Origin of the sequence: Janthinobacterium sp. GW456P (assembly GCF_002127655.1) — a bacterium.
Lineage (GTDB): Bacteria > Pseudomonadota > Gammaproteobacteria > Burkholderiales > Burkholderiaceae_D > Janthinobacterium.
On the sequence record NZ_NEHB01000001.1, the window covers coordinates 206,506 to 219,451 of the forward strand.

The 12,946-nt window shown below is 61.6% G+C and carries 10 protein-coding genes; 8 read left to right on the top strand and 2 right to left on the bottom strand.

Annotated features, from left to right (window positions below; genetic code table 11):
- The first annotated feature begins 374 nt into the window (after positions 1-374).
- The 4 genes from CBW66_RS00805 to CBW66_RS29205 all read left to right on the top strand — a co-directional run bounded on the left by CBW66_RS00805 (position 375) and on the right by CBW66_RS29205 (position 6,006).
- Complete coding sequence (locus CBW66_RS00805; RefSeq protein ID WP_086136208.1) at positions 375-2,657, top strand: ABC transporter ATP-binding protein; 2,283 nt, start codon at positions 375-377, stop codon at positions 2,655-2,657.
- Positions 2,658-2,659: 2 nt separating this feature from the next.
- Entirely contained in the window at positions 2,660-3,130 is a 471-nt protein-coding gene (locus tag CBW66_RS00810; protein WP_086136209.1) for a DUF1854 domain-containing protein, read from the top strand.
- Positions 3,131-3,657: 527 nt separating this feature from the next.
- On the top strand, positions 3,658-4,644 hold the full coding sequence (locus CBW66_RS00815; RefSeq protein ID WP_086136210.1) for a hypothetical protein: 987 nt from the start codon (positions 3,658-3,660) through the stop codon (positions 4,642-4,644).
- A 444-nt stretch (positions 4,645-5,088) separates the two neighbouring features.
- Positions 5,089-6,006, top strand: a complete 918-nt coding sequence (locus CBW66_RS29205) for a serine hydrolase (protein ID WP_216356458.1) — start codon at positions 5,089-5,091, stop codon at positions 6,004-6,006.
- A 96-nt stretch (positions 6,007-6,102) separates the two neighbouring features.
- Here CBW66_RS29205 and CBW66_RS00825 read toward each other — a convergent pair whose 3' ends face one another.
- A complete protein-coding gene (locus CBW66_RS00825; protein ID WP_086136213.1) occupies positions 6,103-7,617 on the bottom strand; it encodes an AMP nucleosidase in 1,515 nt (504 codons plus the stop codon).
- 124 nt (positions 7,618-7,741) lie between these two features.
- Between CBW66_RS00825 and CBW66_RS00830 the strand changes: the two genes are divergently transcribed.
- The 4 genes from CBW66_RS00830 to CBW66_RS00845 are packed head-to-tail and all read left to right on the top strand — an operon-like array spanning position 7,742 to position 10,270.
- A complete protein-coding gene (locus CBW66_RS00830; RefSeq protein ID WP_086136214.1) occupies positions 7,742-8,341 on the top strand; it encodes a TetR/AcrR family transcriptional regulator in 600 nt (199 codons plus the stop codon).
- 17 nt (positions 8,342-8,358) lie between these two features.
- Positions 8,359-9,162 carry a type I methionyl aminopeptidase gene (gene map / locus CBW66_RS00835; protein ID WP_086136215.1) on the top strand — a complete coding sequence of 268 codons (804 nt, stop codon included), beginning with the start codon at positions 8,359-8,361 and terminating at the stop codon, positions 9,160-9,162.
- A 2-nt stretch (positions 9,163-9,164) separates the two neighbouring features.
- Positions 9,165-9,569: a hypothetical protein gene (locus tag CBW66_RS00840; protein WP_086142913.1), complete on the top strand. Its 405-nt coding sequence runs from the start codon at positions 9,165-9,167 to the stop codon at positions 9,567-9,569.
- Between the two features lie 56 nt (positions 9,570-9,625).
- Positions 9,626-10,270, top strand: a complete 645-nt coding sequence (locus CBW66_RS00845) for an FABP family protein (RefSeq protein ID WP_086136217.1) — start codon at positions 9,626-9,628, stop codon at positions 10,268-10,270.
- Between the two features lie 137 nt (positions 10,271-10,407).
- Here the strand turns inward: CBW66_RS00845 and CBW66_RS00850 are convergent, their stop codons facing one another.
- Entirely contained in the window at positions 10,408-12,870 is a 2,463-nt protein-coding gene (locus CBW66_RS00850) for a tetratricopeptide repeat protein (RefSeq protein ID WP_086136218.1), read from the bottom strand.
- Positions 12,871-12,946 lie beyond the last annotated feature (76 nt).

Consider the following 12,946-nt stretch of genomic DNA (forward strand, 5'->3'; position numbering starts at 1 on the left):
ATCCCGGGTATGCGCAGTGTGCCACTTTTAGCGGCCTCTTGTCGCGTTTGCTTCTCGTATTCTGCTGGTGTTGTCATTCTAATTGTTACTAATTGTTGCCATACTTGTTATAAAGTTACCGACTCCGGGCTAAGCTGGAGCATTTGCGCAACAGCGGGCTGTTGTATACTTGCCCCTGTACGATGGACGCGCCTTTTTTTGCTCCGTTTTGCCATCATTCATTACCTGCAGGCATCCATTCGATACAATACAGGAAATTGCCACTGGTGCATCCACCTCGCCATCGCGCAGTACACAAACATTGATCGGGCGACTGCCCCATCCCCCAAATCCCGCCCTGAAGGGCTTGGCCTCGAGCCGGAGTATGCTTTACGATGACAACTGAACTGAGTGTTCCTGCAACAACTATTCCCCCCACTTCGCCGTCGGCGACCGTGCCGGAAACCTGGCTGGCGGAAGTGGAAAGCAAGCTTTCTCCAGGGGAGAACGTTTTAAGTAGCGTTGAGGTTGACCTCGATGCGCGATTACGTTTCACAAAAGGCATAATTGTTGTCACAGAGAAGCGTTTGCTGGCCCGCGCGCCGGGCGACAAAGAGTGGAAACATTGGTCTTTCCGCCACGGATTGCGCCTGACTCACCATGACCACGCCGGTGTCGGCCACCTGGAACTGTTCGACGACCACGGCCGCCTGGCGTCGTGGCGCTTTACTTTGGGCCAGAACCTGCATGCGATCCGCGTGCTGGAACAGTTCGTCGAACGCCTCGACAGCCACCTGACGGGCCAGCCCGTGCTGGAAGCGGAGCAGGAAGTCTGTCCCAGCTGCAAAGCGCCTCTGGAGCCGGAGCAGGAAGAGTGTCCGATCTGCGCCAAGGTGCTGCATACGCCGCCATCGACCTGGACCCTGTTCCGCCTGTGGCGCTTCGCCCACCCCTACCGTGGCCAGCTGGCCCTGGGATTCATTTTGATGCTGCTGAGCACGGCCGCGCACATGATTCCGCCCTACCTGACGGCGCCGCTGATGGACAACGTGCTGATCCCGTATCAGAACGGCAAGCATATCGACCCGTGGCTGGTGGTCTACTACATGAGCGGCTTGCTCGGTTCGGCCCTGCTGGCCTGGCTGCTGGGCTGGGGCAAGACGTATGTGCTGGCCCTGGTATCCGAACGCATGGGCGCCGATTTGCGCTCGGCCACGTATGAACACCTGATGAAGCTGTCGCTGGAATTCTTTGGCGGCAAGCGCACGGGCGATCTGATGGCGCGCATCGGCAGCGGCAGCGACCGCATCTGCGTCTTCCTCTCGCTGCATTTGCTCGATTTCGCGTCCGACGTGCTGATGATCATCATGACGGGCGTCATTTTGTGGTCGATGAACCCGTGGCTGGCCATCATGACCCTGGCGCCGCTGCCCTTCATCGCCTGGATGATCCACCTGGTGCGCGACCGTTTGCGCACGGGCTTTGAAAAGATCGACCGCGTGTGGAGCGAAGTGACCAACGTGCTGGCCGATACGATACCCGGCATCCGCGTGGTGAAAGCGTTTGCGCAGGAAAAACGCGAAGCGGCCCGCTTCCGCGACGCCAACGCGCACAACCTGGCCGTCAACGATAAATTGAACAAGGTCTGGTCGCTGTTTTCGCCGACCGTTTCCTTCCTGACGGAGATGGGTTTGCTGGTCATCTGGTGCTTCGGCATCTGGCAGCTGTCGCGCGGCGAAATCACCGTCGGCGTGCTGACCGCCTTCATCGCCTACAGCACGCGCTTCTACGGCCGCCTCGATTCGATGAGCCGCATCGTCTCCGTGACGCAGAAATCGGCATCGGCCGCCAAGCGCATCTTCGACATCCTCGACCACGTGTCGAGCGTGCCGGAACCGGCGCAACCGGTGAAACTGGAGAAGATCGAAGGCAGGATCGATTTGCGCGAAGTCGGTTTCCGCTATGGCAACCGGGCCGTCAACCGCGGCATCACCCTGAACATCAAGGCGGGCGAGATGATCGGCCTGGTGGGCCACAGCGGTTCGGGCAAGAGCACCCTGGTCAACCTGATCTGCCGTTTCTATGACGTCTCGGAAGGGGCGATCCTGCTCGACGGCGTCGACATCCGCTCGTTTGCCGTGTCCGACTACCGCCGCAACATCGGCCTGGTGCTGCAGGAGCCGTTCCTGTTCTTCGGCACCATCGCGGAAAATATCGCCTACGGCAAGCCGCACGCGACGCGCCAGGAGATCATCGCCGCCGCGCGCGCCGCGCATGCGCACGAATTCATCCTGCGCCTGCCGCAGGGCTACGATTCGATGGTGGGCGAGCGTGGCCAGGGCTTGTCGGGCGGCGAACGCCAGCGCATCTCGATCGCCCGCGCGCTGCTGATCGACCCGCGCATCCTGATCATGGATGAAGCCACATCGTCGGTCGATTCGGAAACGGAAAAGGAAATCCAGAAGGCGCTGGACAACCTGGTGCAGGGCCGCACGACGATCGCCATCGCGCACCGCCTGTCGACGCTGCACCGGGCCGACCGCCTGGTGGTGCTGGACCGCGGCCAGGTGGTCGAAGTGGGCAGTCACGATGAATTGATGGCGAAAGAGGGCGCCTATTTCCGCCTCTACGAAGCACAGGCGCGCAACAACGAACTCGCCCTGGATGACAAGGAATAAGCATGGCCAGTACAACTTTTACATTGCACCGCGACCCTTTCGGCAAGCTGGTGATGACGGATGCCCACGGCCAGGTCTTCGAAGGCGTGGCGCCCGTGCGTGCCTTCCCCATCCAGTCGCCCGGCGAAGGCATTTCGCTGGTGCTGGGCGACGGCAAGGAAGTGGCGTGGATCGACCGCCTCGACGCCTTGCCGGAGCCGGCGCGCAGCCTGCTGCAGGAAGAGCTGGAAGGGCGCGAATTCATGCCCGAGATATCGCGCGTGAAAAGCGTCTCCAGCTTCGCCACGCCATGCACCTGGTACGTCGACACGGACCGCGGCGAGACGCAGTTCGTGCTCAAGGGCGAGGAAGACATCCGCCGCATCGGCGCCGCGTCGCTGCTGATCGCCGACAACCACGGCATCCACTTCTTGATCCGCGACATGTTCAACATCGACAAGACGACGAAAAAGATACTCGACCGCTTTTTGTAGTATTTAAATAGACTGCCTGAGCGAGAGCATCAATGACCGGAATTTGGGCGTTGATACTTTTTTGGGGCTCATGTGCCGCCAAGTGTGACTAAAACGCTGCCCGCTGCTGCGGCCGCTCGTGCATACAAGTGCGAGCATGCGCGGATTGTTTCGCAAGTTGAGTATTGATAAATATCAAAGGTGTGCAAGATATAAGTGCAAAATGTGCATTCCGCCGCATGAGGTGGAAGCGATTTTCTGAAAAATAATCACGGCGGCTGGATTCTGTTTATGCGGAGTCCAGCCTTTTTTACGATATCGCTTTGTTAGCGAGCGGTGTTTCACTGATGTGCATCGAAGTAGGCAGACACAAAAAAAGACGAAAAAAAATTTTTTCATGATACATTTCAATTTTGAATTAAGTATCAATTCATTAAAGTTGTGCGTGATACATCTTCCCGGGTCATGCAAAAAGTGCTGTTTTCGTGTTCTATGCCCCCAGCGAATGGTGGCCCGAATCCATGAAATTTTCAACGTGAGGAAATTGAATGAAGAAATATGCTTTGTTATCTTGTCTGCTCATTGCCGGCAGTGCGCATGCTACGTGGGTGCCGCGGGTGACTGCCACCACATACATCGCCACGGTCCATTATGCGGGTGGTAGTATCTCCTATGCCGAGAAGCAGGCTGAGCGAGGACCTCTCACCAGATTTGCAGACCAGGTTACCGGCGGGCCCTATAGTGTGGAAACGACGCTGAACACGTTTTTGAAACAGCAGGCGACTAATAATGGCGTGCAGTTTTACTCCGGAAAAGTGACGGGCAGTCTGCTCTTCACGCTGGCACCGGCCGCGGATGGTACCGTCGGTATTACCGTGCAGGCGCCGCGTTATCAAACTCTGATGGGTTATTCCGGCAAGAGATATGGCATTAGTTTTCGCTGCACTAATACTGCCGCCATCGATAATTTCACCATCAATGCCCAGCTGGGATCTCCACAAGGCGCAGGCCAAATATTGCCAGGAACTGGTGTGTCCGGAAATCCATCGTCATCGACAGATTGTGATTCCAATCTCAGCTGGATATTGCCGGTGATCGGGGACTATATCGTAAACCTGGGCAGCTCCAAGATTGATGGCGCCATCATCTCTGGCTTGAACCAGGCCATTGCAGGTGTCGCGATTCCATTTTTCAAGCCTGATCAGAACTATCTAACTGCGTTAAGCAATTTGATCGCACGAGATAAGGTAGTGGTTTTGCCTGGCGGAGGAAGTTTTCCTATCGGTCAATATATCCAGGATAATCTGGCTTATTTGTTGGCGAACAGTAAAATCACCATGCAGATAGACAAAGGCGTTATCTTGTCCGATTTGACTGATGAGACCAAGTGGTCCGCTACCGCCAATCTCGTGAAATTGACGCTGACCTCGCCAGCCATTTCATTTTCTGTGGATTTGCAGGAGCAAGACGATTTGCAGTGGATTTGGGATAAGAAGTGCGGCGGCAGGTATGGAACCGATTGCAATATTCCATGATCTCATCGTAGCGTTAGACCGTGCCGCGATGATATTGGACGATGGTTGCATTCTATGCAAGCGATGCGCCGTGATGTGTCGTGAAGCCTGCCAACGTGCGTGAGCGGGAATTTTTTCGGTCGCACGCGGTGTCTGGCATTCATTGTCGTTGCCATCATTCTGCGACTAAGAAGCTGTCGTTTGTGCGACGGACCTTGTTTTCGCTAAGCGACATGCAAAAGCCGTGCAAACTTAGTCGGCAACTGTGATGACGCGAGGATTGAAAATCCTTGTGCCGGCGGTCCGATTCCGCTCCAGGCCGCCAGGAATAAAACGCCACCTACGGGTGGCGTTTTCTTTTTTCACACAGCGCCGTCCACTCTCCGGAAAAACCATACACGTGACTTTTTTCTGCCGCCGCTAAATCCATTGTGCGAGAATGCCCATCCCCCTTCGATGGTGCGCATGACGACCAAACTCGCCGCAATCGTGACTGGAATGACACTCGTGCTGGCCGCTTGCAAGCCCGCGGCCACCGCGCCTGCGCATGACATTCCTGCGGCCATGCGCCAGACCGCGACCACCCTGCTGCAGTCCCAATTGCTGCACGCGACCTCGATTGCTGTCGTGTATCGCGGCAAGGAATTCATACTGCATCAAGGCGAGCTGGAGACCGGCAAAGCCAATCCGCCGGACGATACGACGCTGTATGAAATCGGCTCGGTCAGCAAAACGTTTGCCGGCCTGCTGCTGGCGAGCGCCGTGCTCGATGGGAAGGCGGCGCTCGACGATCCCATACAAAAATATCTGCCGACCGCGTACCCGAACCTGCAGTCGCAGGGNCCCCTGCTGCAATCGACATTGCTGCATGCGACCTCGATTGCTGTCGTGTATCGCGGCCAGGAATTCATACTGCATCAAGGCGAGCTGGAGACGGGCAAAGCCAATGCGCCGAACGATACGACGCTGTATGAAATCGGCTCGGTCAGCAAAACGTTTGCCGGCCTGCTGCTGGCGAGCGCCGTGCTCGATGGGAAGGCGGCGCTCGACGATCCCATACAAAAATATCTGCCGACCGCGTACCCGAACCTGCAGTCGCAGGGGCAGTCAGTGCGACTGCGCCATTTGATCACGCACACCAGCACCATGCCGGGCATGCTGCCATTGCAGGTGAACACCATCTTGCAGGATTTCACGGCACACGCCACGCCGGCGAAGCTCAATGCCGCCTATGCCCACTACGGCCAACGGCAATTCTGGCCCTGTCCTTGTATTGAAAATCCTTGTGCCGCGGGTCTGATGCTAGCCCTGGCCGCCAGCAACATGCCTGAATGTGCTGGCGAGGTGCCTGCTCACTCACCGTGGCGGTTTTGGTCTTCCTAAAACCGCTGCCTGCAGCATTTTTTCATCCGCATGACATCCGTGCTGAACAAAAAAAAGCCGCCCGGCAAGGGCGGCTGGCATTGGTGAAGGTGGCGCTTACTGGAACGCCACCTCGGCAAAACTGCGCAATTTGCGGCTGTGCAGCCGGTCCACGCCCTGGCGGCGCAGCAGTTCCACGGCGCGGATGCCGATGCGCAGGTGCTGGTCGACGCGCTCGCGGTAAAAATGGTTGGCCATGCCGGGCAGTTTGATTTCGCCGTGCAGCGGCTTGTCGCTCACGCACAGCAGGGTGCCGTAGGGGACGCGGAAACGGAAGCCGTTGGCGGCGATCGTCGCGCTTTCCATGTCCAGCGCGATGGCGCGGCTCTGGCTGAAGCGGCGCTCCGGCGTGCGCTGCGGCAGCAGTTCCCAGTTGCGGTTATCCGTGCTGGCCACGGTCCCCGTGCGCATGATGTGCTTTAAATCATGCCCCGTCAGCTGGGTGATTTCCGCCACGGCCGTTTGCAGCGCCTGCTGGATTTCGGCCAGCGGCGGGATCGGCACCCACAGCGGCAAGTCTTCGTCGAGCACGTGGTCTTCGCGCACATACGCATGCGCCAGCACGTAGTCGCCCAGGCTTTGCGTGGTGCGCAGGCCCGCGCAATGGCCGAGCATCAGCCACGCGTGCGGGCGCAGCACGGCGATATGGTCGGTGATGGTTTTCGCGTTGGCCGGTCCCACGCCGATATTGACCATGGTGATGCCGCTGCCGTCGGCGCGCAGCAGGTGGTAGGCGGGCATCTGCGGCAAACGCGGCGGCGCGGCGCCCAGCGCATCCTCGCTCTCGACCGTCTGGCCCACACGGCGCGTGACCACGTTGCCCGGTTCGACGAAGGCGACGTAGCCGTCGTCGTCCGAGGGCGCGGCCGCATCGGGCGCGCGGTCCATCATGGCGTGGCCCAGGCGGATGAATTCGTCGATGTAGAACTGGTAATTGGTAAACAGGACGAAGTTCTGGAAATGCTGCGGCGAGGTGCCGCTGTAATGGCGCAGACGCTGCAGCGAGTAATCGACGCGCGGTCCCGTGAACAGCGACAGCGGCTGCGCTTCGCCGTGCGCCGGTTCGTGCGTGCCGTTGGCAATGCCGTCGTCCATGGCCGACAGGTCGGGCAGGTCGAACAGGTCGCGCATGGCCAGGCGGCGGCCCGCATCCATATTGCCTTCGATATGGTCATGCTCGGCGAACGAGAAATGCACGGGGATGGGCTGGGCGCTGACGCCCACTTCCAGCAGGACCTTCTGGCCGCTGTTATGGTTTTTCAGCAGCAGGGTAAACTGGTCCAGGTAGTAATCGCCGAACAGGTCGGGGCGCGTCAGCGTGGTTTCAAACACGCCGGGGCCGGCGACAAAACCGTAGGCCAGCGGCGAGTCGGCGCGCGCCACGGTGTCGGTCTGGATGCGCACGAAGGGGTAGCAGGCGCGCACCCGTTCGTGCATGTCTTCGCCGGCGACAAAGCGCTGCAACGCGTCGCGCAAGTGTTCGATGCTGCTGCGGTAAATGGCTTGCACCTGTTCCAACGCCAGGCGGGGATCGTCGAAGCGGGAGGAGGCGATGAAGGGGGGCGTAAGCAAGCGGATTCTCCTGGTAGCGGTTCGTGCATACCATTGTAAGGCAGCCGGGCAACTCATGTTGCCGCTCGTGTGGGCGCAGGCCGGGCCGCTTGACGAATTCAAATAGAATCTGTATTCTATTTGAATGGTCAGACTTGCCAAATTCAACGAAAACAACTTCATCGACAGCGCCATCGCCGTCGCCGCCCAGTGCGGCGTGGGCGCCGTGTCGATGGCCGCCATCGCCGTCAAGGCCGGTGCGCCCATCGGTTCCGTGTACCACCGCTTCGATTCGCGCAACGCCATCCTGGCGCGCGCCTGGCTGCGCGTGAAAAGCGACTTCCGCGAGGAGGTGGCCAGCCGCTGGCTGGGCGGCGACACCTGGGCCGGCGTGCACGGCTTGCTGGACTGGTGCCGGCGCAAGCCCGTGTACGCGCGCTTCCTGCTGCAATGCGCGGACAGTCCGGATTTCAGCGGTGGCCTCAGCGAGGAGTTGCTGGCCGCCGTCGAAGAGGAACAGGCGGCGCTCGACGCCTGCTTTGTGCGCTGCGCCGAAGCCATGCCTGCCACCACGGAGCTGGACATCGGTCACATGCTGCTCAAATTCGTGCTGATCGACGCGCCCGTGGCCGTCGTCAAGCCTTACCTGACCCAGGAGCGGCCGATACCTGCCAGCGTCGATGCCATGCTGCGCGCCTCGCACGACGCCGTGCGCGGCTGGGCGACCCAAACCATCACACACTGACAAAGAAAAGAATCCCCATGCGTTATTCCACCCAGCTTGAACACGGCAAGAAAATCCCCCTGCACGACGAAGAAGGTTTCATCGGCATGCGCGCCGCCGGCCGCATCGCCGCCGACACGCTCGACTACATCGCTCCTTTCGTCAAACCGGGCGTGTCGACGGCCAAACTCGACGCCCTGTGCGAGGAATTCATGCGCGCCGCCGGCGCCATCCCCGGCACCATCGACTACCATGGCTACAAGCACGCCAGCTGCATCTCCGTCAATCACGTGGTCACGCACGGCATCCCGTCCGAAACCAAGATCCTGAAAGTGGGCGACATCCTCAACATCGACGTGACGCCGAAATTCAACGGCTGGTTCGGCGACACCAGCCGCACCTTCAAGGTGGGCGCCGTCTCCATCCTGGCCAACCGCCTCGTCAACACGGCGTATGAAGCCATGATGGCCGGCATCCACACCGTGCGTCCCGGTGCCACTCTGGGCGACGTGGGCGCCGCCATCGAGGCGGTGGCCAAGGCGCAGGGCTTTTCCTCGGTGCGCGATTTCTGCGGCCATGGCGTGGGCCAGGTCTTCCACGACACGCCGCAAGTGCTGCACTATGGCCGCGCCGGCACGGGCATCGTGCTCGAACCGGGCATGATTTTTACGATCGAGCCGATGCTCAACGTGGGCAGCTACCAGGTCAAGGTCTTGCCCGACAAATGGACGACGGTGACGAAGGACCGCTCGCTGTCGGCGCAGTTCGAGCATTCGCTGGCCGTGACGGAAACGGGTTTTGAAATCTTTACCCTGACCGGTTCGACCGAGCCGCTGGTTTGAGCATGGATGCGGCCAGTGCCAGCTTGACGCAGCGCCTGCTGAACAAACACCGGCGCGACGCGGAAGACGCGCTGCAGCAGGTGGCGCTGGCCGTGCTGCAGCAGGAGGGCATCCGCGACGACAGCGTGCTGCGTTCTGAGCGCATCGCGGCCCTGGCGCCGCCCGTCGCCGGCGTGGTGATGCTGGCCGAGTGGCTGGCCTACGTGGACTGGGAAGGCTTCGACAGCGCCCTGTACGCGAATATCGACGCGGTGGCGGCGTTCGTCGCCGGTGAATTGGCACTGCCCGGCGCGGCCGCCAATCTGCTGCAAACGCGCGATGCGGCCGTGTTTGAAGCGCAGCGCCCCGCGCTGGCCGCTGCGGCCTTGCTGTTCATCGAACGCCACATCGCGCTCTTTCCCAGATAGCGGCCTGCGTCTTACAATGGCGGCAAGCACTGTTGCCCCATTTTGAAGACTCCCGCATGAGCGATTTTCCCGAAGATATCTACACCGAGCCGTCCGCCGACGTGCATACCCTGAACAACCTGGGCCCATTGACCGGCATGGCCGGCATCTGGACGGGCACGCGCGGCCTGGACGTCAAGCCGAAAGCGGACGGTCCGCGCAAGCAGGCCTTCGTCGAGCGCATCGAGCTGCAGCCGATCGACCCCGTCACCAATGGCCCGCAACTGTTCTACGGCTTGCGCTACTACATCCACATCACCAAGCCGGACCAGGTCAAAACGTATCATGAGCAGGTCGGCTATTGGCTGTGGGAGCCGGCCACGGGCGCCGTGATCCAGACCCTGGCCATCCCGCGCGGCCAGATCGCCATGGCCTCGGGCACGGCGGCGGCGGACGCCACCAGCTTCGAACTGGTGGCCAAGCGCGATTCGACGGCCTACGGCATCTGCTCGAACCCTTTCCTCGAACACGCGTTCACCACCGTCGAATACCGCATCAAGGTCGACATCCACGCCGACGGCACCTGGGGCTACGACGAAGACACGGTCATGCTCATTCGCGGCAAGGATGAACCGTTCCACCATACGGACCGCAACCTGCTGACGAAGATCGGCGAGCCGACGCCGAATCCGATGGCGCTACAGGCGCTGGCGGCAGCCTAAAAATCGGAAGCGGCGGTTCTTGCCGCCGCTCTGCTGGAGCGCCTGAAAAATGCTCAGGGCTAGGCGCGTTGCCGCAGGCAGTACGAACGTACGGCCAGGCAACGCAACAACGCCCTGGGCTTTTTCTCAGGTGCTCCTTAAGGCTGTCCCTGGGCCACGGCCTTGATCGCGCGTTCCTCGCCCATGGCGGCGGCGATCTTCCAGCGCTGCATGGCGCTGGCGCGGTCGGGGCGTTTTAAGCCCGCGCCTTCCCAGTCCATCAGCCCCAGGTTATAGATGTCGCCCGCGCTGCCCTTGTCGGCGGCCAGGGTGAACCATTTGCGCGCTTCCTTGTGGTTGACGGGGATCTGGTAGCCGCGCACGTTGTACAGGCCCAGCAGATGCATGGCTTGCGCATTGCCCTTGTTGGCTGCCTGTTTCAGCAGGTCGAGCCCGCGCGCCATGTTGCGCGGCTCCTGCCAGCCTTCGGCCAGCATCACGCCCTTCGCCGTCAAGGCATAACTGTCGTTCTTCAGCAGGCCCTTGCCGATCAGGGGCTTGGCGGCCACCTGGCGCGCTGCGCGCTGCTGCGCCGTCGGCGCCGTGACGGGGCCGGGCTTGCCTTCGCCCATCAGCAGCATCCAGCCATATAGTCCATACGCGCCCGCATCGCCCTTGCCGACCAGGCTTTCCAGCATGGCCAGCGCCTGCACCTTGTCGCCATTTTCATACAGTTTGACGGCTCTGGCGGCACTTGCGTCCGGCGGCACGACGGCCGGCGCGTGTGGCGTCACCGGCACCGAGGCCATGGCCGCCTCCTGCGGCGGAGCAGCGGGGCGCACGCGCACGGGCAAGCCATAGCTGGCGGCCAGCACGGCCAGGCTGGCGGGCGCGAGGATCAGCACTTGCGCCAGCTGGTTGCGGCGGCCCTTGCCGGCGATGCCCATGGCGCGCTCGGCCTGCTGCTCGCCGCCCAGCGCTTCGCTCAGCACGGCTTTGACCTTGCGGTTGAACAGCCAGTAGCCGGCGCCCGTGACGAGCAGGCCGGCGACGGCGGCGGCCCCGCGCCCGGCGAAGAACCAGGCGGCGATGGCGGCGGCCAGCGCGGCCAGCGCGCTTTTCCACCAGAATTGCTTGGCCAGCCGCGTGTAGACCTGGCGCAGCGCACCGAGCACGCAGGTGCGCACATTGTTTGCATACTCGGCGGAGACGACGTCGACGTGCGCATGGTCCGCGTCGCCGCTGAGGACCGACTCGATCACGTCCGCATTCAGCTCCGAGGCGGCCACGTCGCGCAGCGGCGTGAGCAAGCCTTGCACGTGGGCCGAGAACAGGCCGTCATCCAAGCTGCCGGCCAGCGCATCGCTGAGCGCCTTGAGGTCGCCGCGCAGCAGCTTTTCCACGATGTCGTCCAGGGTCAGCCAGCGCAAGTCCGTGCCATACGCCACCAGGTGGTGTTTTTCGGCGTTGCACGCGGCGTCCAGGCGCACGATGCGCAGCTTGCCGGCATACAGGGCGTCGACTTCCTGCGGCTGGTCTTCATTGTAAATGCTCACTTTTGCCAAGCTGAGGCTGCTGGCAATGGCCGCCAGTGAGTGCACGCTCTCCTTGTCGCGGATGCGGCGCGCGTCGTCGGGCGCCTGCTTGGGCAGGCTGACGCTGTAGCCGGGCGCCACGTGCACGTCGATCCAGGCCGCCGTGCCCACCTTGCCGGAACCGTCGCAGGGGTTGCAGCGCAGGTCGCCCACGCCGCTGCAGGTACGGCACGTCACCTTGCCGCTGGCGCGGCAGGTGCCGCAATTGATGTTGCCGGAACCGTGGCAGGTGTTGCAACTGACCTTGCCGAAACTGCAATGGTAGCAAGAGCGGTATTCGGTGCGGTACTGGGGCCGCGTTTCGCTGTGGTAGCTCGTATGGGAGCTGCCGTTGCTGTAGGTGGTAGTGGGTACTTGCACCGTGATGTAATCGGTGACTTGCTCGGCCACCGTGCCGCTGCCGCTGCAATACGAGCACGACACCTTGCCGCTGCCGTAGCAGCCGTAACCGTCGCAGCTGACGGTGCGCCCGCCGTGGCAGTTCCAGCACGTTTCCGTTGTCGCGCCGTGGCAGGTGTGGCAGCTGACGCGGCCGTGGCCGGAACAGGGGCTGCAGGTATCGAGGTGCCAGTACTTGACGGCGTGCGGCAGGTAGACGCCCGCCTCGACGCCGTTGTAGGCATGGCCCGCCTGGCACAGGGCGGCGTCGAGCTTGGACGCCGCGCGGCGCAGCCGTTCCTTCTCTTGCGCGTGAGCGAGCGCTCCCACCTCGTGCGAGGCGCCCCGGCAGTCGTTGCCCGCCGGCGCGAAATAGCCGTTGATGACGCGCTGCTCGAAGCGCGCCTCGAGCGCATAGTTTGCCTGCAAGGAAAACTCCTGCAGCACGTCTTCCTCGTCCAGCGGCGTGATGTCCTGCGGCTCGAACCGCGTCTTGTCCTGCACCAGGGTGCGCAGCTTGCCCAATACGGTGGGAATGTCTTCCTTGCCGAGCTTGACGGGTGCTGGCGCCGTGACGGCAGTCTCTGTCACCTGCGGCGCATCCTCGCCGCCTGGGGTTTCATGGGCCGTCTCGGTGCTGGGGTTCATGCGCGTCCTTTTGCTCTCTGGAAAGATGTTTGAATTTTAGCATCCTCATATGACAAAGCATGACAAGGCGGACCCG